This window comes from Xanthomonas arboricola pv. populi, assembly GCF_002939945.1.
GTDB lineage: Bacteria > Pseudomonadota > Gammaproteobacteria > Xanthomonadales > Xanthomonadaceae > Xanthomonas > Xanthomonas arboricola_A.
In genome coordinates, this window is record NZ_MDEB01000001.1 from 1,000,338 (window position 1) to 1,025,765 (window position 25,428).

Here is a 25,428-nt window from a genome sequence, read left to right on the forward strand (position 1 = left end):
GCGTCGGCCGGCACGTCGATCACGCGCTGCCGGAAGCGCGCTTCCACAGCATATCGACCAGCGGCGGCAACTTGCCGGCCAGCCCGAGCACCGACCCGCGCAACAGGGTCAGGTGCATCTCGTCGTTGGAGAACACCGTGTTGATCGCATCGAAGCCATAGGCGGCCACGGCGTTCTCGCTGCGACGGGTGCGTGCCCAGCGCTGCAGCCGATGCGGGGCGGCCCAGTCCGCACGCTTTGCCAACGCATTGCGCACCTCATCACGCAACGCAGCGACGTCGCGCAGGCCCAGATTGACGCCCTGCCCGGCCAGCGGATGCACCACGTGCGCGGCATCGCCCAGGGTCAGCACGCGGCCGCTGACGTACTGCTCCACCAATTGCCGCTGCAGCGGAAACGCCGCGCGCGCAGACACCACGCGCACCTGCCCCAGCCGCGCCGCGAAGGCCTGGGTCAGCTCGTGCGAGAAGTCAGTATCGTCCAGCGCCAGCACACGCGCGGCCTCGGTATCCGGCAAGGTCCATACGATCGAACTGCGGCCATCGGCGAACGGCAGGAATGCCAGCGGGCCGGTGGTCAGAAAGCGCTGCCAGGCGGTGGCCTGATGCGGTTGCTCGGTCTCCACGAAGGCGACCACGCCGCGTTGCGCGTAGGCATGCCGCGACACCGGCAGACCGGCGAGCTCGCGCAAGGTCGATGCGGCGCCATCGGCAGCGATGGCGATCGCCGCTTCCAGGCGGCTGCCATCGTCCAGGCGCAGGCGCACGCTGTGTGCATCCTGTTCTAGCTCGACCACGCGTGCCGGGCAATGCACCTCGATGCCGGCCGCGTGCACGGCGGCCCACAGGCGATCGACCAGCACCGCGTGTTCGATGATCCAGCCGAGTTGTTCGCGGCCCAGGGTGTCGGCATCGAAGCTCAGCTCGCCGCCACCGGCCGCATCCCAGACCCGCATGCGCCGGTACGGTTGCACGCGGGCAGCACACACGCAGGTCCATACGCCCAGGCTGTCGAGCAGCGCGGCATTGTCGGCGGCAAAGGCATAGACGCGCAGATCCGGCTGGTCGGCCCGCCAGCGCGCAGGCTCGCGGCCTTCGACCAGGGCCACGCTCAGGCCGGCATCGGCCAGCGCCAGCGCGCAGGCGGCACCGACCACACCGCCACCGACGATCAACGCATCGCGGGCACCACGGCGACTCATGCGACGCCCCTGCACAACTGCGGCACATCGCCACGGAACCCCATCGCCCCGCCGACCAGCATCGACTGCAGCGGTGCCGCCTGCGAGGTGGCGAGCAGGCCGAGGCTGCGCAACGGCCGCAGCAACGGCGCCGGATTGCCGGTGAGCCGCGCCAGACCGCTGGAAAAGCCGATGGTCTGCTCGCGGTCCACGCGTCGGCGCGCCAGATACTCGGCCAACAACGCGCCCGCCCCTGCATCGCTGCGATCGTGCTCGATCAATTCGGCCAGCGTCAGCGCATCGCGCAAGCCGAGGTTGAAGCCTTGCGCGCCAATCGGATGCAGCGTCTGCGCGGCGTTGCCCAGCAGCACCACGCGCTCGGCGACCAGCGCGTTGGCCAGCACCTGCACCAGCGGGTATGCGCTGCGCTCGCCGCTTGCGACAAAGCGCCCGGCGCGCCATCCGGCCGCCCGCTGCAACCGGGCCAGCCAGCCGGCCTCGTCTAGCGCGGCCACCGACTCGGCCTCGGCGCGCGCCACGCAGTGGATCGCGCCGTAATGGCGGTCGCCACGCGGCAACAGCGCAGTCGGCCCATGCTCGCCGAAGCGCTCCCAGGCGGTGCCATCCGGTGGGCGGGAGGCACGCACCCGCGCCACGAACAAGGTCTGCAGGAAGTCGTGCGCGTCGCTGCCGATATGCAGCAGCTCGCGCACTGCGCTATGGGTGCCGTCGGCGCCGACCACCAGCCGTGCCTGCACGCGCTGCTCGCCGTCATCGGTGGCGATCCGCAGCGCGCGCAGACCGTCCTGTACCGGCTCGACCCCGATGCAGCGTGCCGGGCGGTAGCGGCGCAACCGGGTCAGCACGTCCAGGCGTGCCTGCAACGCCTCGCCGAAATCGCGCGCCACCACCACCTGGCCGAAGCTGTCGCGGCCGTAATCGGCCGCGTCCAGCTGCACGCGGCCAAAGTCGCCGGCGCGGCTGACATGGATGCGTCGGATCGGCCCGGGGGCGCTGCGCAGCTTGGCCATCACCCCCAGCACGCTCAGCGCATTGACGGTGGCGGCGGCAAAACTCAGGTTGCGCTGGTCGAACACCGCTGGCGGCGTACCGGCCGGGGTGGCTTCCACCAGCCCGACATCCAGGCCGATGCGGTCCAGCGCAATCGCCAGACTGGAGCCGACCAGGCCGCCGCCGACGATCAGAACGTCATGTGGATGTGTCATCGCCACATGATAAGCCTTCGCTCATGCCCCGTTGGCGCGAGCGGGTGGGACAGCTTGCCGCGCCCGGGCTGGTCTGGCGCGGCCGGCTGCTCGCGCAAGTACCGCTGTCCGACCCTTGCGGTGCAGGGCGCATCCAGGCACCCACCGGTTTGCGTCTGAGGTGTTCGGCAACAGCAGCGCTGCCTGCGTCGCTTGCGCCAGGCGGCTCCCGCAAGGCCGCCAATGGCGCGGGCGTGCCGGGTTCCACGCTACACTCGCCAGCCTGTGATCCGGCTACATCCGCGCATGACTCCTCGCTCGCACGACACCCTGATTCTGAGCCTGCTCGCCGTCCTGATGGCGGCCACGCGGATCAATCACTTCGCGCCGATCCCGGACGCGTCCTGGGCGGTGTTCTTCATCGGCGGCTTTCATCTGGCCGCGCGCACCAGGCTGGCGTTCCCGCTGCTGATGCTGCTGGCGGTGGCGGTGGACTGGCTGGTGATCACCAACCAGGGCCTGAGCTTCTGGCAGCATTACTGCGTGTCGCCGGCGTACTGGTGCCTGATCCCTGCGTATTTCGCGCTGTGGGCCGGTGGCGTGTGGCTGCGTCGGCAGTACCACGGCGCGCAGTGGAGCGCGCTGGCCAGGCTGGTGCCGGCGCTGTTGCTCTCCGTGGCGCTATGCCAGTTGATCGCTCAGGGCAGCTTCTATTGGATCAGCGCCAGCGTGTCCGAGCCGAGCGTGGGCGGCTGGTTCAAGAACTACAGCGACTGGCTGGGGCCGTATCTGCGCAGCGCCGCGCTGTATGTCGCGGCTGCCGCGGCGATCCAGCTGGCCGCCGAGCGCCTGACCGGCGCGCCCGGCCAGATCCAGGCCGGCTGAGATGGGCAACCGGCTCTCGCGGATCTATACGCGCACCGGCGACGACGGCAGCACCGGCCTGGGCGACGGCAGCCGTACCGGCAAGGACGCGCTGCGCGTCAACGCCTACGGCACCGTGGACGAAGCCAATTCGGCCATCGGCGTGCTGCTGGCCGCCCCCGGCGTGCCGGAACCGATCGCCGAGCTGCTGTCCACCCTCCAGCACCAGTTGTTCGATCTGGGCGGCGAGCTATGCATCCCCGGCCATGCGGCGATCGATAGCGCCGATATCGACGCGCTGGAGCGCCATCTGGATCATTTTAACGACACGCTCCCCCCGTTGAAGGAATTCATCCTGCCGGCCGGTGGCGAGGCCGCCGCGCGTTGCCATCTGGCCCGCACCATCGTGCGCCGGGCCGAGCGCGAGACCGTTGCGCTGTCACGCCAGGAGACCGTGCGCAGCGAGGCGATCGGCTATCTGAACAGGTTGTCGGACCTGCTGTTCGTGCTGGCGCGCGTGCTGGCGCGTGCCGACGGCCGGCAGGAAGTGCTGTGGCGGCACGACCGCCGACGCGGCTGACCTGCACATGGCACGGCGGACAGGCTAGATTTGCCCCATGTTGGTTTTTACCCATCCCGCCTGCCTCGGCCACGACGCCGGCCCCGAGCATCCCGAGCGCCCCGCCCGCCTGGAAGCGGTGGTCGATGCCCTGCGCGACGCCTTCCCGGATCTGGACTGGCGCGAGGCGCCGCTGGCCAAGCTCGGCGACCTGTGCCGGGTGCACGAGCGCGAACAGGTCGATGCGGTGCTGGAAACCCCCTTCGACGGCCATCACCGGCTCGACGTGGACACCGTGATGTCGCCCGGCTCGCGCGCGGCGGCATTGCGCGCGGCCGGTGCCGGCATCGCCGCGGTGGACGCGGTCATGCAGGACGCCACCCGCACCGCCTTCTGCGCGGTCCGCCCGCCCGGCCACCACGCCACCGGGCAGGTGTCGATGGGCTTTTGCCTGTTCAACAACATTGCCGTGGCCGCCGCGCATGCGCGCGACCGGCATGGGCTGGAACGGATCACCATCGTGGATTTCGACGTGCACCACGGCAACGGCACGCAGGCGATCTTCGAACGCGACCCGAGCGTGCAGTATCTCAGCACCCACCAGTCCGGGCTCTATCCGCACTCGGGCAGCGTTTACGAGCGCGGCATCGGCAATATCCACAACCTGCTGCTGCAACCAGGCAGCGACGGGCTGCGCTTCCGCAATGTATGGGAGGACGAGATGCTGCCGCTGATCGATGCCTTCCGCCCGCAGCTGATCCTGATCTCGGCCGGCTTCGATGCGCATCTGCGCGATCCGCTGGCCGATCTGATGCTCGATGCCGACGATTTCGCCTGGTTGACCGGCGCGCTGCGCACCCTGGCCGAGCGGCATGCCCGTGGCCGGGTGGTGTCCATGCTGGAAGGCGGCTACGACCTGCAGGCCTTGCGCGAAAGCAGCGTGGCGCACGTGGCCGCGCTGCGTTGAACCCCGCCGGCGCGTTGCTCGCGCCCCCCATTGCGATGAACCTCGCCCTCCCGACCAGGGAGCTTTTCATTGCCCCTATGCGGGGTATACGGCAAGCTAGTCGCCATTTTACTGGTTGAATCACGCGTGCGCCGAGTTCTCCGCCTGCTGCCCCTGCCTTTGAGCATCGCCATCTGCCTACCGGCCATGGCTGCCGACAAGCCGTTGAACTGGGGACTGTGCCCGGCCGTGGATCCGCTGCCGGGCTTCGACGGCGCCCCCGCCGCCGATGCCAAGGCCGCCGAGATGCGCCAGCAGTTGCCGACCGACATCGAAGGCGACCAGCTGTCCGGCACCAGCACCACCCCTCAGTACCAGGGCAATGTGGCGCTCAAGCGCGGCGACCAGTTCCTGGGCGCGGACAACCTGCGCATGGATACCGAGACCGGCAACTACATCGCCGAAGGCAATGTCCGCTATCAGGACACCTCCTTCCGCATGGTCGCCGACCGCGCCGAAGGCAATCAGGACACCGACGCCCACAAGGTCACCAACATCCAGTACCAGCTGGTGGACCGGCGCGGCAACGGTGCCGCGGATTCGGTGGATCTGCAGGGCCAGGTCGGGCAGATGCACCGTTCGACCTATACCACCTGCGATCCCTCGCAGCCGATCTGGCGGGTACGCGCGCCGGAGATCGACGTCGACAACGAAGAAGGCTTCGGCACCGCACGCAACGCCGTGCTGCAGATCGGCAAGGTGCCGGTGCTGTATTTCCCGTGGTTCAAGTTCCCGATCGACGATCGTCGCCAGACCGGCCTGCTGTTCCCGCAGTTCGGCCTGTCCGGCCGCAACGGCTTCGACTACCTGCAGCCGATCTACCTGAACCTGGCGCCGAACTACGACGCGACCCTGCTGCCGCGCTACATGAGCAAGCGCGGTTTCATGTTCGGCACCGAGTTCCGCTATCTGTACGAAAATGGTCGCGGCGAGATCACCGGCAACTATCTGCCCAACGACAAGTTGCGCGACAAGGACCGTGGCAGCGTCTTCTACAGCGGCTACCATGACATCGACAAATATTGGCAGGCGCGCAGCAGCATCTCCTGGGTCAGCGATACGCGCTATGTGGAAGACTTCACCAGCCGCCTGAACGGCATGGGCTCGGCCTCCAGCCTGCAGAGCACCGTGGGCATCTACGGCACCGGCGAGACCTGGACCGCCGGCCTGATGGCGGATCGCTGGCAGCTTACCGACTACACCCTGGACGAGCAGTCGCTGCCCTACAACCGCCAGCCGCGCGCGTATTTCACCTGGGACAAGCCGTTCGGCATCTTCGAGGCGGGCGTGTATGCCGAAGCGGTGCGGTTCACTCACGATGATTCTTACTTCGTCAGGCCCCCGTTGAGCGGGAGCACCAGCGGTAATGACGATGACGACGATTATGTCCGCACCAACATCCGCAACAAGGAGTACGGCAGCGGGTCGCGCCTTGACATCAAGCCCTACATCTCGATGCCGTTGTCCGGCGCAGCCTGGTTCTTCACCCCGACCGTGGCATGGCGCTACACCACGTATCAGCTGGATTCGACGTTGGCCAACACCGCGCCGCTGACCGGTGATCGTTCCCCCTCGCGCAGCCTGCCGATCGCCTCGCTGGACGCCGGCCTGTATTTCGACCGCGAGACCTCGCTGTTCGGTACCAACTATCTCAATACGCTGGAACCGCGGATGTACTACCTGTACGTGCCGTACCGCGACCAGGACGACCTGCCGGTCTTCGATACGCGTCCGTTCACCTTCAGCTACGGGCAGCTGTTTCGTGACTCGCGTTACACCGGTGCCGACCGTCAGAACGATGCCAACCAGCTGACCCTGGCGGTGACCTCGCGCTGGCTGCGCCAGGACGATGGTCGCGAGAAGTTGTCGCTGAGTGCAGGCCAGATCCTGTACTTCAACGATTCGCTGGTCACCATCAACAACAGCACCAATTCGGCCGCCGGCAGCGAACAACCCATCGAGCAGGGCAAGTCCGCCTGGGTGGCCGATGCCAACTACATGATCAACGACCGCTGGTCGATGGGTGCCACGTATCAGTGGAACCCCAACTCGCGCAAGGAAGATCTGGCCAGCCTGCGCACGCGCTATCTGCTCAATAACGACGGCATCATCAATCTGGCGTATCGCTATCGCCGCAATCCGACCAATAACAGCGACCAGCTCGAGCAGGCCGACTTCTCGTTCCTGTACCCGATCAACCCCACCTGGAGTGCGGTCGGCCGCTATTACTACTCGCTGCTGGATCGCAAACCGCTGGAGATGATCGGCGGCGTGCAGTGGGACAGCTGCTGCCTGGCGGTGCGCGCGCTGGTGCGCCGGTTCGTGCGCAACCGCGATGGCGAGATGGACAATTCCATCCAGTTCGAGTTCGTATTGAAGGGCCTGAGCTCGTTCGGCCAGAACACGGACCGCACTTTGCGCCGTGCTATTCTCGGCTATTACCGCGACGACCTGTACCTGGTCCCGCCCAGCAACACCACGACTAATCCGGACGATTACGATCCGAACTTGATTCCATGACCAAGCCTTTCTCTGTTGTTCTCGCCTCGCTGCTGGTACTCACCAGCACGCTCTCGCCGTTGGCCTCGGCGCAGCAATCCCAGCCGCTGGATCGCATTGCCGCCATCGTCGATGAAGACGTGGTGTTGCAGAGCGAACTCGATCGCGCCGTGCGCAACGTCAAGTCGCAGTACGCCGGCCGGGAAAACCAGCTGCCGCCGGACGATGTCCTGCAGCGTCAGGTGCTCGAGCGTCTGGTCCTGGTCAAATTGCAGGTCGGCCGCGCCGACGGCAGCGGTATCCGCGTCAGCGACGAGGAACTCAACCGCGCCATCGCCAGCATCGCCCAGCAGAACGGCACTACCGTGGACGGCTTGCGTCAAAAGCTGGCGGCAGACGGCATGGGCTATGGCGACTTCCGCGCCTCGGTGCGCGACGAAATCATCGTGCAGCGCCTGCGTCAGAGCTTCGCGCAGAGCCGCATCAGCGTGAGCGAAGGTGAAGTGGACACAGCGCTGGCGCAGCAGGCCACCACCGGCAGCCAATATCACCTGGCGCACATCCTGGTCGGCCTGCCGGAAGGCGCGACGGCCGATCAGATCGCCACCGGCCAGAAAAAGGTCGATGGCGTGAAGGCATTGATCGACAAGGGCGAGCTGGACTTCTCGGCAGCGGCAGTGCGGTATTCCGACAGCCCGAATGCGCTGGAAGGCGGCGACCTGGGCTGGCGCAGCCTGGACGAAATCCCGAACGCATTCGCCCAGCTGATCCGCGACATGCAGCCTGGCCAGATCGCCGGTCCGCTGCGTGGTCCGAGCGGTTTCCAGTTGCTCAAGCTGGTGGAAATGCGCGACGCCAATGCCGGCGGCGAAAAGAAGCTGGTCACCGAATACAACGCGCGCCACATCCTGGTGCGCATCGGCGACAACCAGACCGAGGCCCAGGCCAAGGCCAAGATCGACACGCTGCGTGCGCGCATCACCGGCGGCGCCGATTTCCAGGCCACCGCCAAGGAGTCCTCCGAAGACACCAACAGCCGTGGTCAGGGTGGCGATCTGGGCTGGTTCCCGGCCGATGCGTTCGGCCCGGACTTCGGCAAGCAGGTCGAAGGCCTGGCCGACGGCGCGGTGTCCGAACCGTTCCGCACCCAGGCGGGTTGGCACATCGTGCAGCGCGTGGGTAGCCGTCAGACCGACGTCAGTGCCGAAAGCCAGCGTGCGCAGATCCGTGAAACGATCGGCCGTCGCAAGCTGGAAGAAGAGTACAACCGCTACCTGCAGGAACTGCGTGGCGAAGCGTATGTGAGCTTCCGCACCGGCGACCGCGCCGATGGCGATGCCAGCGCTGCGCCAGCCAAGCCCGCCGACCCTGCGGCGCCTGCCGCACCGACGCCGCCGCCGGCACAGCCGACGCGCTGATTCGATGCTCCCGTCGCTCGCGCTGGTGCCAGGCGAGCCGGCCGGGATCGGGCCGGAACTGTGCGTCCGGCTCGCCCAGCGGCCGCGCTCCGACGCCCACCTGATCGCCTACGCCGATCCGGACACCCTGCACAGCGCCGCAAAGGCGCTGTCTTTGTCTGTGCGGCTGCTCGATCCGGATCAGCGCGCGCATGCCCCCGGCGACCTGCCGCTGCATCCGATTCGCCAAGCCGTGCCTACACGTTTCGGCACCGCAGACCCCGCCAATGCGGCAGCGGTCATTACCGGCCTGCGCGGCGCTGCCGGCGACTGCCTGTCCGGCAAGCTGCAGGGCATCGTCACCGGCCCGGTGCACAAGGCAGTGATCAATGCCGGCGGCATCCCCTACACCGGCACCACCGAGCTGTTGGCTGAACAGGCGGGCTGCCAGGTGGTGATGATGCTGGCCAATGCCATCGTGCGCGTCGCCCTGGTAACCACCCATTTGCCGCTACGCGCAGTGGCAGATGCGATCACCGCCGACGCCGTTGCGCGCTGCCTGCGCATCACCGACGCCGCGATGCGACGCGACTTCGGCCTGGAACGCCCCCGCATCGCGGTGCTTGGCCTCAACCCGCATGCCGGCGAAGACGGGCACCTGGGCCGCGAGGAACTGGACATCATCATCCCGGTGCTGGAGCAGCTACGCGGCGACGGCATGCAGCTGATCGGCCCGCTGCCGGCCGACACCGCATTTTTGCCGCAGAAGCTCACCGGTTTCGATGCAGTGGTGGCGATGTATCACGACCAGGGCCTGCCGGTGCTCAAGTACAGCGGCTTCGAGCAGGCGGTCAACATCACGCTCGGCCTGCCCTATCCGCGCGTGGCGGTCGATCATGGCACCGCGCTGGAACTGGCCGGGCGCGGGATCGCCGACCCGTCCAGCCTGATGGCGGCCACCGACCTGTGCGCGCGTCTGGCAGCACGCGGCTGAGCGAGGGGCGATTGCCGCGTTGGACGGTGCGCAGCGTGCACGCAGCCCATCTGTCGTGTCTTGCAGGCACGTAACCGGCGCCGCGTGCAGGCGCTGCCACGTTAAACTGCGCGCATGAATCATTCTTTCAGCGCACCGGCCAAGAAGTCGCTTGGCCAGCACTTTCTTGCCGACCGGTATTACATCGACCGCATCGTGCAGGCGGTGGACCCGCGCGCCGGCCAGCACCTGGTCGAAATCGGCCCTGGTCAGGGCGCGATCACCTTTCCGCTGCTGCGCAAGCACGGCGCACTGACCGTGATCGAATTCGACCGCGACCTGATCGCACCATTGACCGATGCCGCCGCACCGATCGGTGCGCTGAGCATCATCCATCGCGATGTGCTCAGTGTGGATTTCACCGCGCTGGCCGATGGCACGCCGATCCGGCTGGTCGGCAACCTGCCCTACAACATCTCCTCGCCGATCCTGTTCCATGCGCTGGACCATGCCGCAGCGGTGGCCGACATGCACTTCATGCTGCAAAAGGAAGTGGTCGACCGCATGGCCGCCGGCCCCGGCAGCAAGGTGTACGGGCGCTTGAGCGTGATGCTGCAGGCGTACTGCGAGGTGACCGCGCTGTTCGTGGTGCCGCCGGGCGCGTTCCGGCCGCCACCGAAGGTGGACTCGGCGGTGGTACGGCTGGTGCCGCGCGATCCGGCCACGGTGCTGATCAGGGATCGGCGGCGGTTTGCCGACGTGGTGCGCGCCGGCTTCGGCCAGCGTCGCAAGACCCTGCGCAATGCCTTGTCCAGCGTCTGCGAGCCCGCCCATTTCGAGGCCGCGCAGGTGCGCCCGGATGCACGCGCCGAACAACTCGAGGTCGCGGATTTCATCCGTCTGGCCAATGTCGAGCCGGCTTGAGCGCCGCTCCCACACGGTTTTCTTTAGACTTTCCGCATGCACGATGATCCGCGCTACCGGGTCGAGGTCGAGGTGTCGCCCCGCTTCCTCGCCCATCAATCGACCCCCGACGAAGGCCGCTATGCCTTCGCCTACAGCATCCGCATCCAGAACGCGGGTGCCGTGCCTGCGCGCCTGGTCGCACGCCACTGGCAGATCACCGACGCCAACGGACGCACCGAACGGGTGGATGGCGAAGGCGTGGTCGGTGAGCAACCCTGGCTGCGTCCCGGCGAGGCGTTCAGTTACACCTCCGGTGTGCTGCTGGAGACCGAGCAGGGACAGATGCAAGGTCACTACGACATGGTGGCCGACGATGGCACCGAATTCACCGCCCCGATCGCCGCCTTCGTGCTGAGCGTACCCAGGACACTGCACTGATGGATGCTGGACTGATGGAGCGCACGCGATGAGCGTCTGGGCAATTGGCGATCTGCAGGGGTGTTACGACATCACCCAGCGCCTGCTGGAAAAAATCAACTTCGACCCCGCGCAGGACACGTTGTGGTTCTGCGGCGATCTGGTCAACCGCGGCGGTCAATCGCTGGAAACGCTGCGTCTGGTGCATTCGCTGCGTGCGCATAGCGCGGTGGTGCTGGGTAACCATGATCTGTCGCTGCTGGCGATCGGCGCGCGTTCGGAAGAGGAACAGCGCAAGGTCAATCCGGATCTGCTGCGCATCGTGCTGGCCGAAGACCGCGACCTGCTGCTCGACTGGCTGCGGATGCAGAAGCTGGCGCACGTGGACCGTGAGCTGGGCTGGATGATGATCCATGCCGGACTGGCGCCGAAGTGGACCACGCAGATGGCCGAGAAACATGCACGCGAGGTCGAGCAGCAACTGCAGGGCGGCGGCTATCGCAAACTGCTGCGCAACATGTACGGCGATCAGCCAGGCTGGTCGCCGGGCCTGAGCGGGTACGACCGCAGCCGCGCGATCATCAACCTGTTCACGCGCATGCGCTATTGCACCCCGCGCGGGCGCATCGCCACCGACGACAAGGGCACGCCGGGTACCCAGGCGCAAGGCCTGTATCCGTGGTTCGAAGTGCCGGGCCGGGTCGAGCGCGATCTCAAGATCGTCTGCGGGCATTGGTCCGCGCTTGGGCTGACCATCACCCAGGGGGTGCACGCCATCGATACCGGTGCGGTGTGGGGCGGCAAGCTCACCGCCCTGCAGTTGGATACCGACGAACTGCGCGTGGTGCAGGTGCCGGGAATCCCGATCACGCAGCCAACACAGAGCGCGCAGCGCAACCGGCCGCCGCGCCGGCGTCAACGCCAGCGGGGTGGTGGCGACAACCCGAACGCGAACGCAAGTGCTCCCACTGCTCCGAATACGGCGCCACCCGCTCCCGCTGCAGACTGAGCAGCGGGCCTGGTCGGCATACGGGTAGCAGCATGCCGAGCCAGTGCCTCGGCGAGCGCGCCTCAACGTTAGCGCGCAGTCGCTACGCGACTGGCACGCCCGCACGTTCGGCTTCCAGCGCGCGTACGCGCGGCAGGACTTCGCGGCCGAAGTATTCGACTTCCTCGATGAAGTGCAGGAAGCCGCACAGCACCAAATCCACGCCCACGTCCTGCAGGGCGAGGATGCGTTCGGCGATCTGCTGCGGGGTGCCGATCAGATTGGTGCGAAAGCCATCGTTGTACTGCACCAGATCCTCGAACGTGGAGGTAGCCCAATTGCCTTGGCCTTCCGGAGATGCCTGCCCAGCCTGACGCGCGGCATCCCCGAACGCATTGACCGCATCGACATGCGCATGCGCGATGATCTCCTGCAGCACGGCCTTAGCCTGCGCTTCAGTGTCGCGCGCGATGACGAACGCATTGACGCCGACTCTGACGGTGTGACCGTTGGCTGCCGCCTTGGTCTGGATGTCGTCGATCTGCAGCCGTAACTGCTCGGGCGTATTGCCGTTGGTGAAGTACCAGTCCGACACGCTGGCTGCATTGTCGCGCGCCGCGCGCGAACTGCCGCCCTGGAAGATCTCCGGATGCGGTTTCTGCAGCGGTTTGGGACTGAGCGTGTAATCGTTGAAACGATAGAAATCGCCGTGGAAACTAAAACTATCCTGGGTCCATATCCCCTTGAGCACCTGGATGAATTCCTTGGAACGGCGATAGCGTTCGTCGTGTTCCAGCCAGGGCTCGCCGATGGCCAAGAACTCGCCCTTGAACCAGCCGCTGACCACGTTGATGGCGATGCGGCCGTTGCTGATGTGATCGATGGTGGCGATCTGCTTGGCCACCACCGCCGGCGTCCACGGCCCGGGCAGGATCGCGGCCAGCACCTTTAACCGCGTGGTGGCGTGCAGCAAGGCCTGGCTGAAAGACACCGACTCGTGTTGATGCTCAGCGCCATAACCGGCGGTGAAACGGATCTGGGTGAGCGCGTAGTCGAAACCGGCATGCTCGGCCGCCTGCGCCAGGCGCACGTTGTAGTCCAGACGCCAGTCGGTGCGCTGCGGGATCGTGCTGACGACCAGCCCACCACTGACATTGGGCACCCAGTAGGCAAACGTCAGCGGATTGGTTTTGCTCGAATGGCTCATTGCGAATTCCTCAGAAAGAGACGTGGGATCGGGCAGCGAACGTAAGGTGGCGTCGCGCATGACGCGCTGGACCGGACTGCCATGTCGAAACTGCAGCGATCGCGAAAAAGCGATGAATCAGTGCCGACGTTCCAAGCGCATTGGAATGCGTTGCGCTGCGGCCACACTGCACGCACATCGCGTGCCATCGCCAGCGAGACACGAAATCAGCGCATGCAGGTCGTGGGGCGTCGGTAAAACCCACTGAATCCAGCACACCCTTCGCAACTTTCTGCAAAAAACTGCTGCTTCGATGTTTCTGCACAAACATTTTCTGCGCCGTTATATCTGCACGCACTTTCGTCATGACATAAACGCCATGAGCTGCGATGGCCAAATCGAAAACTAAGGCGAATTACCGGATTTTTCATCAAGACATTCTCAAATCTGATAAGCCTTGCGTGCATTTGAAGGCTGCGCACCATTGCCATGTCTGGCGGCGTGCAGTCAGATGGAATGCCCCGCTGTCGATACAGAAACAGTGTCGAGGCATCGTTTTTTGTTTCTGCAGCAACACTGTTGCTATCCGGATGGCACGGACATTGCGTTGCCATCAGACACCGCCACCACAGGACCCACGCATGCGTACTCCGTTGAATGTCGTTGCCGTTTCCGGCGGCACCTCGCGCCCCTCTCGCAGCCTTGCCTTGGCTGAGGCAACGCTTGCCGAACTTGCGCAACGACTAGCGATCAAATCCAGCATCCTGCAGCTCGGCGATATCGCCCGGCCGCTGGGCGCGGCACTGTGGCGCAGCGAATTGGACGAAACGTCGGAGCAGGCATTGCGCCAGATCGAATCGGCCGACCTGCTATTGGTCGTTGCGCCGGTGTATCGCGGCTCCTATCCCGGGCTGCTCAAGCACGTGTTCGATCTGATCGACATCAATGCGCTGATCGACACGCCGGTGCTGCTCGCGGCGACAGGCGGCAGCGAGCGGCACGCGCTGGTGATCGATCACCAACTGCGCCCGCTGTTCGCCTTCTTCCAGGCATTGACCTTGCCGATCGGCATCTATGCCACCGAGACCGATTTCCAGGATTACCGCGTGGCCAGCCCAGCGCTACACCAACGCATCGAACTGGCTGCCGAGCGCGCCGCCGGCCTGCTCGGCGCCCGCCGCGACGCGCTGCGCCGCATCGCCTGATCACAAGTCGCGCTCAATGAAACGCGCGAACACTGCAGTGCTGGCCGTTTCGAAACAAAGCGCCACCAAGTTCCCGTACATGACAGTGCCAATTCGAAAAGCAGTTGCCCGAGCGGAGCCTCGCAATGGATGAGCGCTCTCGCAACGGACTCGCCCATTAAATCCCCGCAAATGGATCTGCGGTTTCTTGCGAGGGACTCGCATTACCGAGACCAACCATGGATATGTTCTGGTTCATTCCCACCCACGGCGACAGCCGCTATCTGGGCACCAGCGAGGGCGCACGCCAGGTCAGCGCCGAGTACGTCACCCAGGTGGCCGTTGCGGCCGACACGCTGGGCTACGACGGTGTGCTGATTCCTACCGGGCGTTCCTGCGAAGACCCCTGGGTGATCGCATCCAGCCTGATCAATGCCACACGCCGGCTGAAGTTTCTGGTCGCACTGCGTCCCGGCCTGATGGCGCCGGCGCTGGCAGCACGCATGGCCGCCAGCTTCGACCGGCTGTCCGGCGGGCGCCTGCTGGTGAACCTGGTCACCGGTGGCGACCGCGGCGAGCTGGAAGGCGATGGCGTGTTTCTCGACCACGCCGAGCGCTATGAAGCCTCGGCAGAATTCATCCGCATCTGGCGCGAAATCATCGCCCACGGCCACGCCGGCGACAGCTACGACTTCGACGGCAAACATCTGCAGGTCAAGGCGGCCAAGCTGCTGTACCCCACTGTGCAGCAGCCGTATCCGCCGGTGTGGTTCGGTGGCTCTTCCGACGCTGCGCACGAGTTGGCCGCCGAGCAGGTGGATACCTATCTGACCTGGGGCGAGCCGCCGCAGGCGGTGGCGGAAAAGATCGCCTCGGTACGCAGCAAGGCCGCCGCGCTCGGGCGCACGCTCACCTTCGGCATCCGCCTGCACGTGATCGTGCGCGAAACCGATGCACAGGCCTGGGCGGCAGCCGAGGCGCTGATCAGTCACCTCGACGATGACACCGTGGAGCGCGCACAGAGTGCGTTTGCGCGCATGGATTCGGTGGGCCAGCGTCGCATGGCCGCATTGCACAGCCGCGGTCAGCGCCGCACCCGCGCCGATCTGGAAGTCAGCCCCAACCTGTGGGCCGGGGTCGGCCTGGTGCGCGGCGGTGCCGGCACCGCATTGGTCGGCGACCCGCAGACCGTGGCCGCGCGTATCGAGGAATACGCCGCACTCGGCATCGACACCTTCATCTTCTCCGGCTATCCGCATCTGGAGGAGGCCTATCGCTTCGCCGAACTGGTGTTCCCGCTGCTGCCGCGCGCAGTCAAACAGAAGCTGCCCGGGCAGGCCCTGAGCGGTCCCTTCGGCGAGGTCATCGCCAACACCATTGTGCCGCGCGCCTCGGCGCGCTGAAGGACATACCATGAAGCGTCGCAATCTGCTCACCTTAGGAACCCTCGCCGGCGTCGCGCTCGGCGCCCCGCCGCTGCTGTCGAGCGCCGCCTTTGCGCAAGCCAAACCCTCGGCTCCCAAACAGCTGCGCCTGGACTACGCCTACTACTCGCCGACCTCGCTGGTGCTCAAGCACTTCGGCTGGCTGGAAGAAGCGCTCAAGGCGCAGGGCACGCAGGTCAAGTGGGTGCTGTCGGCCGGCAGCAATCGCGCACTCGAATACCTGGGCGGCAACAGCATCGACTTCGGCAGCACCGCCGGCCTGGCCTCGCTGCTGGCGCGCGCCAACGGCAATCCGATCAAGGCCGTGTACATCTACTCGCGGCCGGAATGGATCGCGCTGGCGGTGGGCAAGAATTCGCCCATCCGGCAGCTGACCGAACTCAAAGGCAAACGCATCGCCGCCACCAAGGGCACTGACGCCTACCTGTTCCTGCTGCGCGCGTTGCGGCAGGCCGGGTTGAGCAAGAACGCCGTGGAGATCGTCCATCTGCAGCATCCTGACGGGCGCACCGCGCTCGAACGCGGCGATGTGGACGCCTGGTCCGGCCTGGACCCGCACCTCGCCGCGAGCCAGATCGAGGCCGGCACGCGCTTGATCTACCGCAACGTCGCCTTCAATTCCCGTGGCTTCCTGAATGTCAGCGAGACGTTCGCGGCTGCTTATCCCGATCAGATTCCGCTGGTGATCCAGGCCTACGAAAAAGCGCGCAAATGGGCGATCGCGCACCCCGACGAACTTGCCGCACTGATCGCCGCCGAGGCCCGGTTGTCGCTCCAGGTCGCTACGCTACAGCTGCAGCGCACCGACCTGCGCAATCCGGTGATTGGTCCCGAAGAGCGCGCGGCGCTGCACAGCGCGGCGCCCATCCTGCTGGAAGAGGGCCTGGTCCGGCCCGGCACCGATCTGAACAAGGTGCTGGCCGCACTGATCGATCCCGATTACGCCAAACGCGCACGCGTGGCGCAGGGCTGAGCGTGGCGATGAACAACACCTCCTTGCACGCCGCGCGCACCTTGGCGACCACTCCGCGCTCGCGAACGCGACTCAGACTGCCGGCCAGCAGCCTGGGTTGGCTGTTGCCATTGAGCTTTTTCGGCGCGCTCGAAATCGCCTCGGCGCTCGGCTGGACACCGCGCTACCTGCTGCCGCCGCCCAGCCAGATCCTGACCACGCTGGCTGACGAAGCAGGCCGCGGGCTGACCAGCCATATCGGCGCCAGCGTGTTGCGGGTGTTGGCCGGCTTCGCCATCGGTGCCGGCCTGGGCTTGCTGATCGGCGTGGGGGTGGGCCTGAGCCGCTGGCTGGAACAGCTGATCGACCCCAGCTTCCAGGCGCTGCGCGCGGTGCCCAGCCTAGCCTGGGTGCCGTTGCTGTTGCTGTGGATGGGCATCGACGAAGCGCCGAAGATCACCCTGATCGCCATCGGTGCGTTTTTTCCGGTGTATCTGGGTGTGGTCAGCGGCCTGCGCCAGGTCGACCGCACGCTGGTGGAACTGGGCGAAAGCTACGGCCTGTCCAAACCGCGGCTGGTGCGGCGGATCCTGCTACCGGCAGCGCTGCCGTCCATCTTTACCGGGCTGCGCACCAGCCTGAGTCTGGCCTGGATGTTTCTGGTGGCCGCCGAACTGATCGCCGCCACGCGCGGGCTGGGCTATCTGCTCAGCGACGGGCGCGAGACCTCGCGGCCGGACATCGTGATCGGCGCGATCGTGCTGCTGGCCCTGCTCGGCAAGCTCAGCGATGGCGTGCTCAAGGCGATCGAATCGCGCACCTTGCGCTGGCGCGACAACCTGCAGAACCGCAGCGTGCCCGCTCACGCAGGAGACCACACGTGAGCGGCACCGGTCTGCAGCTGCGTATCGCCGCAAAGCAGTTCGGCGCGCGCCATGTGCTGCGCGACATCGACCTGCAACTGGCGCCGGGCGAGATCGTCAGCCTGATCGGTGCAAGCGGCTGCGGCAAGAGCACCCTGCTACGCATCGTGGCCGGCCTGGAACGCGATTACACCGGCGAGGTGGTGCTGGATGGTGCGCGTGTGCGCGGTGTCGACCGGCGTATCGGCTTCATCTTCCAGGAACCGCGCCTGCTGCCGTGGCTGGACGTCGCCGCCAATGTCGCCTTCGCCGACGAAAGCGATCTATCGCCAGCTGCGGCGCGGCAATCTCCACGCGTGCGGCAGTTGCTCAGCGAGGTCGGGCTGCTCGACTACGCAAGCGCGCTGCCCAAGCAGCTGTCCGGCGGCCAGACGCAACGCGTGGCGCTGGCCCGTGGGCTGTACCGGCAACCGCGCGTGCTGCTGCTCGACGAACCCTTCAGCGCGGTGGATGCCTTCACCCGTCTCAAATTGCAGGAGTTGCTGCTGCGTCTGGCCAACGAACACGATTTCAGCGTACTGCTGGTGACCCATGACATCGACGAAGCGGTGTATCTGAGCGACCGTGCGATCGTCATCGGCGGCCAGCCCGGATCGATCGCGCACGCATTGCGGCTGGACACGCCACGTCCGCGCGATCGCCAAGCCGACGAACAGGCGCTGCGTCAGGCTCGTCAGACCCTGCTCGCAGCGCTGCACGACATCCATGTGTTTTGACCGGCGTTCCGGGCTGGAATTCGTGCCCAGGGCGGCGCGCGTCAGCGGCCGCGATCATCTGCAGTCGCGCTGATGATTCCTTCGGCCAGCACTCCTCCTTTCGTATCAAGACAAGGCCATCGCGTATGACCAGCCGTCAACCGCAACCGACTGTGCTCAATCCATTGCAGGCCGCCCAGCGCCTGGCCGCCGACTTCGCCGACACCGCCGTCGAGCGCGATGCACGCGGCGGCACGCCCAAGGCCGAGCGCGACGCGCTGCGTGCCAGCGGCCTGCTCGGCCTCAGCATTCCGCTGCAATACGGCGGCCTTGGTGCCAGCTGGAGCGAGGTGCTGCAGATCGTGCGCGCGTTCGCCAAGGTCGATAGCTCCATCGCGCATGTCTTCGGCTTCCATCATTTGATGCTGGCCACCGTGCGCCTGTTCGGCCAGCCAGCGCAGTGGCAGCCGTGGCTGGAGCAGACTGCGCGCAAGCAATGGTTCTGGGGCAACGCGCTCAATCCGCTGGATACCCGCACCATCGCCGTGCAATGCGAAGGATGGCGCGAGTTCTCCGGCAGGAAAAGCTTCTGTTCCGGCGCGATCGACTCACAGATGCTGATCGCCTCCGCATTGGACGAACGCAGCGGCAAGCTGTTGATCGGCGCCATTCCCACCGCGCGTAGCGGCATCACGCTGGGCCACGACTGGGACAACATCGGCCAACGCCAGACCGACAGCGGCAGCACTACCTTCGAGCGCGTGCGCGTGGAAGAAAGCGAGCTGCTGCTCGACCCCGGGCCTTTGAGCACGCCGTTCGCCTGTCTACGCCCCTTGATCGCACAGTTGCTGTTCGCGCATCTGTTCCTGGGCATCGCCGAAGGCGCATTCGAGCAAGCGCGCACCTACACCCTGACCGAGGCCCGCGCCTGGCACCGCTCCGGGGTCGAGCAGGCCAGTGACGACCCTTATATCCTGGCTCATTACGGCGAGTTCTGGCTGGGCCTGGAAAGCGCCCGGCTGCTCACCGGCCGCGCTGCAGAATTGCTAGACACCGCCTGGCGTAAAGAACACGCACTAAGCAGTGACGAACGCGCGCAGGTCGCGTTGGCGGTGGCTGCCGCCAAGGTCGCCACTACCCGGGTCGGGCTGGAGGTGTGCAGCAAGCTGTTCGAGGTCACCGGCGCGCGCGCCACGCACGCCGCGCTGCGGCTGGACCGCTACTGGCGCAACCTGCGCACCCAGACGCTGCACGACCCGGTCGATTACAAGCTCCGCGAACTCGGCGAATGGGCGCTGCGCCAGCAGCCGCCCACGCCCAGTTTCTATTCTTGAGCCTTCCGATGCTCGGCCTGCACCTGCAATTCGGACCTCGCGTCCCGCCGTGTTGAACCGACGCCGCCTCGCGCCCGTCCCTCCCCCATGCACGAGCCCGTCCCATGTCCGATCTCCGCTTGCTGAGCTTGCCTGCCGCGCAACAGCGCGCGCCCGCCAACCACCCCGTACGCGCCAGCGCGCACGTGTTCGAAGACCCTTCCTCGCAGGCATTGCTGGCACACCTCGAACGCGTAGCGCCGAGCGAAGCCAGCGTGCTGATCGTCGGCGAATCGGGCACCGGTAAAGAACTGGTCGCACGCCACCTCCACAACTGCAGCGCGCGTGCGCGCCACCCGTTCGTGGCGGTCAATTGCGGCGCTTTCAGCGAATCGCTGGTGGATGCGGAACTGTTCGGGCACGAGAAAGGCGCCTTCACCGGCGCGCTCAGCGCCAAGGCCGGCTGGTTCGAGGAAGCCAACGGCGGTACCTTGTTTCTCGACGAAATCGGCGATCTGCCGATGCCGATTCAGGTCAAGCTGCTGCGCGTGCTGCAGGAGCGCGAAGTGGTGCGGCTGGGCTCGCGCCGTAGCGTGCCGATCGACGTGCGCGTCCTGGCCGCCACCAACGTGCCGCTGGATCAGGCGATTGGGCAAGGGCATTTTCGCCAGGACCTGTTCTACCGCCTCAACGTGGTCGGTGTGGAACTCAAGCCGCTGCGCGACCGGCCTGGCGACATTCCGCCGCTGATTCGCCACTTCGTCGACATCTACAGCCAGCGGCTGGGCCACGGCCAGGTGACGATCAGCGCGGACGCCGAACGCCTGCTGGTGGAGTATCCCTGGCCGGGCAATATCCGCGAACTGGAAAACGTCATCCACCACACCTTGTTGATCCATCGCGATGGTGTGGTGCATGCCCAGGACATCCGCCTGTCGCAACTGCGACTTCCGGCGCAGGCAGGCGGCGATGCGCCTGAAGACGGCCAGGCCTTGCTCCAACGCGCCTTCGACAGCTTGTTCGAAAGTGCCGGCGCCGCACTGCATGCAACGGTCGAAGACCAACTGTTCCGCGCCGCCTATCGCCACTGTCACCACAATCAGGTCAGAACTGCCGCCTTACTGGGATTAAGCCGCAACATCGTGCGTGCGCGCCTGATCGCGTTGGGCGAGCTGGTGGTGAACAAGCGTATCGGGTGATCGCGCGGCAGCTGCTTGAACGTGATCTGCGCGCAGTACCCAACAGCGCATGGACGGCACGGGTTGCCGCAACCGCCGAGCCACTCGCTCTTCAGTCGAAACGCAAGCCTCAGCGCCGCCGATAGTCGACATAGTCGAACGCGAAGGCATGTCGCGCATCGACCGCGTGCTGTTCGCGCTGCACGGCCTCCCAAACGGCCGGGTCGATCGGCGGAAAGTAGGTGTCGGCCCGCTCCACGCTGGTGTCCACCTCGGTGACAGCCAGCAGGTCGGCACGTTCCATGGTCAGGCGATAGACCTCGCCGCCACCGATCACGCACAGCTCCTGCGCACCGGCCGCCTCGGCCTGCGCAATCGCCTCATCGACCGACGCCACCGCCCGCATGGCCGCAAACGGCACCTGCCCGGCACGCGTCAGCACCAGGTTCAAACGTCCCGGCAAGGCACGTCCCAACGATTGCGCAGTCTTGCGCCCCATCAGGATCGGCTTGCCCAAGGTCAGCGCCTTGAAGCGCTTCAGGTCGTCCGGCAGCTTCCACGGCAATTCGTTATCACGGCCAATGGCGTTGTTGCGGTCGAAGGCGACGATCAGGATAAGTTTCATGCAGCGGACGATATCCCTTCGAACATCAAATCAATGTGTGGCATCACTCGCCAGCCAAGCGACGCTTACACCGCCACCGGCGCCTTGATCGCCGGATGCGGGTCGTAACCCTCGATGGCGATGTCCTCGAAGCGGAACGCGAACAGGTCGGTCACGGCGGGATTCAGGCGCAGGCGCGGCAGCGCGCGCGGGGTGCGGGTCAGTTGCTCGCGTGCCTGCTCGAAGTGATTCGAGTACAGGTGCGCATCGCCCAGCGTATGCACGAAATCGCCCACGCCCAGGCCGGTGGCCTGCGCCACCATATGGGTCAGCAGTGCGTAGCTGGCGATATTGAACGGCACACCCAGAAAGATGTCGCCGCTGCGCTGATACAGCTGGCAGCTGAGCTTGCCATCGACCACATAGAACTGGAACAGACTGTGGCATGGCATCAAGGCCATCTGCGGCAGTTCGCCGACATTCCATGCGCTGATCACCAGCCGGCGCGAATCCGGGTTGCGCTTGATCTCGTCCACCAGCCATTGCATCTGGTCGATCTCGATCCCGTCCGGGCCGGTCCAGCGCCGCCACTGCTTGCCGTAGACCGGGCCGAGATTGCCATCGGCGTCGGCCCATTCGTCCCAGATGCGGACCTGGTGGTCCTTGAGATAGCCGATATTGGTGTCGCCCTGCAGGAACCACAGCAGCTCGTGGATGATCGAGCGCAGATGCAATTTCTTGGTGGTGACCAGCGGAAAGCCGTCATTGAGGTCGAAGCGCATCTGCCAGCCGAACACGCTGCGCGTGCCGGTGCCGGTGCGATCGGACTTCTCGGCGCCGTGTGCCAGCACATGCTGCAGCAGGTCCAGATAGGGCTTCACTTGGCCGCCTCCACGCCCGCGGTCTGCACCCGCACCGGCTGCAACACCGGCGCGCGGCGCGACATCGCCAGCAGCACCAGGCCCACCGCAATCAACGGCAGGCTCAGGATTTGCCCCATCGTCAGCCAGTTGAAGGCCAGGTAGCCGATCGGCGCATCCGGTACCCGCACGAATTCCACGATGAAGCGGAACACGCCGTACAGCAGCGCAAACAACCCGGACACCGCATAGCGGGCGCGCGGCTGCATCGAGAACGCCCACAGCACCACGAACATCACCACGCCTTCCAGCGCCGCTTCGTAGAGCTGCGAAGGATGGCGCGCGAACTGGTTCAATGCACCGGCGGCGTACTGCGCCTGAATCTGTGCCGGCAATTGGCCTACCAACTCCGGCGCAAGCGGGAAGATCACCCCCCAGCCGGCATCGGTGAACTTGCCCCACAACTCGCCGCCGACAAAATTGCCGAGCCTCCCGAAGCCCAGACCCAGCGGCACCAGCGGCGCCACGAAATCCATCACGTCGAAGAAGTGCAGCCGGTGCTTGCGCGCCCACAGCCCGCAGGCGATCAGCACCCCCAGCAGGCCGCCGTGGAAACTCATGCCGCCCTGCCATACCTTGAACAGGATCAATGGGTTGGCCAGCAAGCTGTCGAACGCATAGAACAGCATGTAGCCGATGCGCCCGCCCAGCACCACGCCGAGCATGCCGTAGAACAACAGGTCGGAGAATCCGTCCATGTCCACGCCCGGCAGGCGGCCGCGCAGGATGCGCGAGCGCCCCAGTGCCCAGGCGGAGAAGAACGCGGCCAGGTACATCAACCCGTACCAGTGCACCTGCACCGGTCCAAGCGAGAAGGCGATGGGGTCGATGGCGTGCAGATAGATCATGCGGACCGCGGATCACAAAAAAGCGAGGCGTCTATTCTGACACCTCGCACGCGCTCAGCCTAAGAGCTGGGGACGATCGGGCAGCTCGTCTTCATGCTGGGAGCCGGCAGCGGCAGGGAAATGCGCGGTCAACAGCTCGGTCACTGCCTCGATCCCGGCCAGCACCGCCGCCTCGTGCTCACCATCGCGCAGAAACTGCTGCATGCGCCGGCACACCTCGGCCCATTGCGCCTCCGGCACCCGGCTGCGCAGGCCGCGATCGGCGACTACTTCGATGGCGTGGTAGGCCAGCAGCAGATAGAGCAGCACCCCGTTGTTGGCTTCGGTGTCCCAGGTACGCAATTGCGCGAAGGCCTGCTCGGCGCGCTGGCGTGCGGTCTGCCCGCGCCATAGTGCGTCCAGCGGCAGGTCGGCTTCCACTGCCACCATGATCTGCCCGGTATGGGTGCGCTCGCTGGCGGCAACTGCCGCGGCAATCGCATCCATGCAGCCGGCCGGGAAACTGCGCTGCGCCGAGGGCGCAAAAATGTGTTTGAGCCAACGCATTACCAGCTCCCCGAGGCGCCACCGCCTCCCGATGATCCGCCCCCACCACCCCAGCCGCCGCCGCCGAAGCCGCCACGGCCACCGCCTCCAAAGCCACCGAATCCACCACCGCCCCAGCCACCGCCGCCGACGAAGCGCCCCGGCGAACCGGACGCCAGGCCTGCCAGCAGCCCGATCACCGCAGCACCGGCGCTGGCGAACAGCAGCGAGGTAAACAGCAAGGCGGCACCGCCGGCAGCGACGCCGGTCAGTAACGCACGCAGCGGCCGCGGCAGGGCGCCGAGGATGCCACGCGCCACCATCGCGACCACAAAGCCGATGAACAAGGCCATGATCCAGCCACCGCCTCCGCCCGAACCATTGCCGGCGCCGGCATCGGCGTGCCCGCTGACCGGTGCGGGCAAGGCCTCGCCCTCGATCAGCCCGGCCAGCGTTGCGGTCGCAGCGCTGATGCCACCTGCGTAGTCGCCCTCACGGAAGCGCGGTGCCAGGTACTCCTGGATGATGCGGTTGGCGGTGATGTCGGGGATTGCGCCTTCCAGGCCGTAACCGGGCTGGATCCGCACCCGGCGATCGTCCTTGGCCACCAGCAGCAACACACCGTCGTCCACACCCTTGCGGCCGATCTTCCACTGATCGAACACGCGCTGGGTGTACTGCTCGATCGCCTCCGGCTGCGTGGTCGGCACGATCAGGATCTGCAACTGCGCGCCCTTGCGCTGCTGCAAGGCCAGCGCCTGCTGCTCGAGTTGCCGGATCTGCGTGGCATCCAAGGTGCCGGTGGTATCGACCACGGGCGAGCGTAGCGGCGGAATGGCCGCCAGATCCTGCGCCAGGAGCGAAGCCGGCAGCAAGAAGAGCGCCATCATCCACAACACCCAGCTGTGCGTTTGCCGCATTGCCTGACTCCTGCCTGGTAAGCGCTGTTACTGCGCAGGTTGCGGCTGCTGCTGCGGCGCCTGCTGATTGCCGAAATCCACCTGCGGTGCGCGCGAAATCTGCGCTTCGTTTTCCACGCTGAAGTTGGGCTTGGGCTGATAGCCGAAGATCTTGGCGGTGATCACCTGCGGGAACGAACGGATATAGGTGTTGTAGTCCTGCACCGTCTGGATGTAGCGACCGCGCGCCACGGTGATGCGGTTTTCGGTGCCTTCCAGCTGTACCTGCAGATCGCGGAACGACTGGTCGGATTTCAGCTGCGGATAGTTTTCGCTGACCACCATCAGGCGCGACAGCGCGCTGCCGAGTTCGCCCTGCGCCTGCTGGAATTGCTTCAGCGAGGCTTCGTCGTCGGCGTTGACCTGGATCTGCCCGACCCGCGAGCGCGCATTGGTCACTTCGGTCAGCACCTGACGCTCCTGCTGGGCATAGCCCTGCACGGTGCGCACCAGATTGGGAATCAGGTCGGCACGACGCTGATATTGATTCAGCACCTCCGACCAACCTGCCTTGACGCCTTCTTCCTTCTGCTGGATCGCGTTGTAGCCGCAACCGGACAGCGAGACGGTCAGCATCAGCAACACCAGGGCGCGAATCAGGACGGGCATGCAGGCGATTCCGTTGAAAGAGAGCCGCAGCATGCCATGCGGCGAGTCAAGCCGGCATGCACATGCGTTCGCCTGGCCGGTGATTGCGACCAA

At 66.0% G+C, this 25,428-nt stretch carries 25 protein-coding genes; 16 read left to right on the top strand and 9 right to left on the bottom strand.

The features are described 5' to 3' along the window. Positions 1 to 19: 19 nt before the first annotated feature. The gene (locus tag XaplCFBP3123_RS04910) at positions 20 to 1,201 is read right to left on the bottom strand and encodes a UbiH/UbiF family hydroxylase (RefSeq protein WP_104532988.1); all 1,182 of its coding nucleotides are present in this window, start codon (positions 1,199 to 1,201) and stop codon (positions 20 to 22) included. Next, on the bottom strand, positions 1,198 to 2,406 hold the full coding sequence (gene ubiH, locus XaplCFBP3123_RS04915; protein ID WP_104532989.1) for a 2-octaprenyl-6-methoxyphenyl hydroxylase: 1,209 nt from the start codon (positions 2,404 to 2,406) through the stop codon (positions 1,198 to 1,200). The genes XaplCFBP3123_RS04910 and ubiH overlap by 4 nt, the downstream gene beginning before the upstream one ends. Positions 2,407 to 2,691: 285 nt before the next feature. Between ubiH and XaplCFBP3123_RS04920 the strand changes: the two genes are divergently transcribed. The 9 genes from XaplCFBP3123_RS04920 to XaplCFBP3123_RS04960 all read left to right on the top strand — a co-directional run bounded on the left by XaplCFBP3123_RS04920 (position 2,692) and on the right by XaplCFBP3123_RS04960 (position 12,015). Further along, entirely contained in the window at positions 2,692 to 3,270 is a 579-nt protein-coding gene (locus XaplCFBP3123_RS04920) for a hypothetical protein (protein ID WP_104532990.1), read from the top strand. A 1-nt stretch (position 3,271) separates the two neighbouring features. Beyond that, positions 3,272 to 3,829 (top strand): cob(I)yrinic acid a,c-diamide adenosyltransferase, encoded by a 558-nt coding sequence (locus XaplCFBP3123_RS04925; RefSeq protein ID WP_104532991.1) that lies wholly within the window; start codon positions 3,272 to 3,274, stop codon positions 3,827 to 3,829. A 37-nt stretch (positions 3,830 to 3,866) separates the two neighbouring features. Then, a complete protein-coding gene (locus XaplCFBP3123_RS04930; RefSeq protein WP_104532992.1) occupies positions 3,867 to 4,775 on the top strand; it encodes a histone deacetylase family protein in 909 nt (302 codons plus the stop codon). Positions 4,776 to 4,901: 126 nt separating this feature from the next. Beyond that, positions 4,902 to 7,334 carry an LPS-assembly protein LptD gene (gene lptD, locus XaplCFBP3123_RS04935; protein WP_104532993.1) on the top strand — a complete coding sequence of 811 codons (2,433 nt, stop codon included), beginning with the start codon at positions 4,902 to 4,904 and terminating at the stop codon, positions 7,332 to 7,334. Next, complete coding sequence (locus tag XaplCFBP3123_RS04940) at positions 7,331 to 8,731, top strand: peptidylprolyl isomerase (protein ID WP_104532994.1); 1,401 nt, start codon at positions 7,331 to 7,333, stop codon at positions 8,729 to 8,731. The genes lptD and XaplCFBP3123_RS04940 overlap by 4 nt, the downstream gene beginning before the upstream one ends. A 4-nt stretch (positions 8,732 to 8,735) precedes the next feature. Next, a complete protein-coding gene (gene pdxA, locus XaplCFBP3123_RS04945; protein ID WP_104533286.1) occupies positions 8,736 to 9,704 on the top strand; it encodes a 4-hydroxythreonine-4-phosphate dehydrogenase PdxA in 969 nt (322 codons plus the stop codon). A 114-nt stretch (positions 9,705 to 9,818) separates the two neighbouring features. Continuing rightward, positions 9,819 to 10,607 (top strand): 16S rRNA (adenine(1518)-N(6)/adenine(1519)-N(6))-dimethyltransferase RsmA, encoded by a 789-nt coding sequence (rsmA, locus tag XaplCFBP3123_RS04950; protein ID WP_104532995.1) that lies wholly within the window; start codon positions 9,819 to 9,821, stop codon positions 10,605 to 10,607. A 36-nt stretch (positions 10,608 to 10,643) separates the two neighbouring features. Continuing rightward, positions 10,644 to 11,027 (top strand): Co2+/Mg2+ efflux protein ApaG, encoded by a 384-nt coding sequence (gene apaG / locus XaplCFBP3123_RS04955; RefSeq protein WP_104532996.1) that lies wholly within the window; start codon positions 10,644 to 10,646, stop codon positions 11,025 to 11,027. Positions 11,028 to 11,055: 28 nt separating this feature from the next. Continuing rightward, positions 11,056 to 12,015 (top strand): symmetrical bis(5'-nucleosyl)-tetraphosphatase, encoded by a 960-nt coding sequence (locus XaplCFBP3123_RS04960; protein ID WP_104532997.1) that lies wholly within the window; start codon positions 11,056 to 11,058, stop codon positions 12,013 to 12,015. 82 nt (positions 12,016 to 12,097) lie between these two features. Here XaplCFBP3123_RS04960 and sfnG read toward each other — a convergent pair whose 3' ends face one another. Further along, positions 12,098 to 13,201 (bottom strand): dimethylsulfone monooxygenase SfnG, encoded by a 1,104-nt coding sequence (gene sfnG, locus XaplCFBP3123_RS04965; protein ID WP_104532998.1) that lies wholly within the window; start codon positions 13,199 to 13,201, stop codon positions 12,098 to 12,100. A gap of 620 nt (positions 13,202 to 13,821) precedes the next feature. On the opposite strand from sfnG, the gene msuE reads away from it, so the two are divergent. The 7 genes from msuE to XaplCFBP3123_RS05000 all read left to right on the top strand — a co-directional run bounded on the left by msuE (position 13,822) and on the right by XaplCFBP3123_RS05000 (position 20,891). Further along, entirely contained in the window at positions 13,822 to 14,385 is a 564-nt protein-coding gene (gene msuE / locus XaplCFBP3123_RS04970) for an FMN reductase (RefSeq protein WP_104532999.1), read from the top strand. Between the two features lie 218 nt (positions 14,386 to 14,603). After that, entirely contained in the window at positions 14,604 to 15,767 is a 1,164-nt protein-coding gene (ssuD, locus tag XaplCFBP3123_RS04975; RefSeq protein WP_104533000.1) for an FMNH2-dependent alkanesulfonate monooxygenase, read from the top strand. A gap of 10 nt (positions 15,768 to 15,777) precedes the next feature. After that, the gene (locus XaplCFBP3123_RS04980; protein WP_104533001.1) at positions 15,778 to 16,782 is read left to right on the top strand and encodes an aliphatic sulfonate ABC transporter substrate-binding protein; all 1,005 of its coding nucleotides are present in this window, start codon (positions 15,778 to 15,780) and stop codon (positions 16,780 to 16,782) included. Positions 16,783 to 16,790: 8 nt separating this feature from the next. Continuing rightward, positions 16,791 to 17,645: an ABC transporter permease gene (locus XaplCFBP3123_RS04985; RefSeq protein WP_104533287.1), complete on the top strand. Its 855-nt coding sequence runs from the start codon at positions 16,791 to 16,793 to the stop codon at positions 17,643 to 17,645. Next, positions 17,642 to 18,400 carry an ABC transporter ATP-binding protein gene (locus XaplCFBP3123_RS04990; RefSeq protein WP_104533002.1) on the top strand — a complete coding sequence of 253 codons (759 nt, stop codon included), beginning with the start codon at positions 17,642 to 17,644 and terminating at the stop codon, positions 18,398 to 18,400. The genes XaplCFBP3123_RS04985 and XaplCFBP3123_RS04990 overlap by 4 nt, the downstream gene beginning before the upstream one ends. Positions 18,401 to 18,525: 125 nt before the next feature. After that, positions 18,526 to 19,713 (top strand): acyl-CoA dehydrogenase family protein, encoded by a 1,188-nt coding sequence (locus XaplCFBP3123_RS04995; protein WP_104533003.1) that lies wholly within the window; start codon positions 18,526 to 18,528, stop codon positions 19,711 to 19,713. A gap of 104 nt (positions 19,714 to 19,817) precedes the next feature. Further along, complete coding sequence (locus tag XaplCFBP3123_RS05000; RefSeq protein ID WP_104533004.1) at positions 19,818 to 20,891, top strand: sigma-54 interaction domain-containing protein; 1,074 nt, start codon at positions 19,818 to 19,820, stop codon at positions 20,889 to 20,891. Positions 20,892 to 21,000: 109 nt separating this feature from the next. Here the strand turns inward: XaplCFBP3123_RS05000 and XaplCFBP3123_RS05005 are convergent, their stop codons facing one another. From XaplCFBP3123_RS05005 to XaplCFBP3123_RS05030, 6 genes are all read right to left on the bottom strand, one after another. Then, a complete protein-coding gene (locus XaplCFBP3123_RS05005) occupies positions 21,001 to 21,495 on the bottom strand; it encodes a dihydrofolate reductase (protein WP_104533005.1) in 495 nt (164 codons plus the stop codon). A gap of 65 nt (positions 21,496 to 21,560) precedes the next feature. Then, positions 21,561 to 22,355, bottom strand: a complete 795-nt coding sequence (locus tag XaplCFBP3123_RS05010) for a thymidylate synthase (RefSeq protein WP_104533006.1) — start codon at positions 22,353 to 22,355, stop codon at positions 21,561 to 21,563. Continuing rightward, positions 22,352 to 23,242, bottom strand: coding sequence for a prolipoprotein diacylglyceryl transferase (lgt, locus tag XaplCFBP3123_RS05015; protein WP_104533007.1), 891 nt, complete (start codon positions 23,240 to 23,242; stop codon positions 22,352 to 22,354). The genes XaplCFBP3123_RS05010 and lgt overlap by 4 nt, the downstream gene beginning before the upstream one ends. A 54-nt stretch (positions 23,243 to 23,296) precedes the next feature. Further along, positions 23,297 to 23,788, bottom strand: a complete 492-nt coding sequence (locus tag XaplCFBP3123_RS05020) for a TPM domain-containing protein (RefSeq protein WP_104533008.1) — start codon at positions 23,786 to 23,788, stop codon at positions 23,297 to 23,299. Continuing rightward, positions 23,788 to 24,687, bottom strand: a complete 900-nt coding sequence (locus tag XaplCFBP3123_RS05025) for a TPM domain-containing protein (protein WP_104533009.1) — start codon at positions 24,685 to 24,687, stop codon at positions 23,788 to 23,790. The genes XaplCFBP3123_RS05020 and XaplCFBP3123_RS05025 overlap by 1 nt, the downstream gene beginning before the upstream one ends. Positions 24,688 to 24,714: 27 nt before the next feature. Then, positions 24,715 to 25,335: a LemA family protein gene (locus tag XaplCFBP3123_RS05030; protein WP_104533010.1), complete on the bottom strand. Its 621-nt coding sequence runs from the start codon at positions 25,333 to 25,335 to the stop codon at positions 24,715 to 24,717. Positions 25,336 to 25,428: the final 93 nt, after the last annotated feature.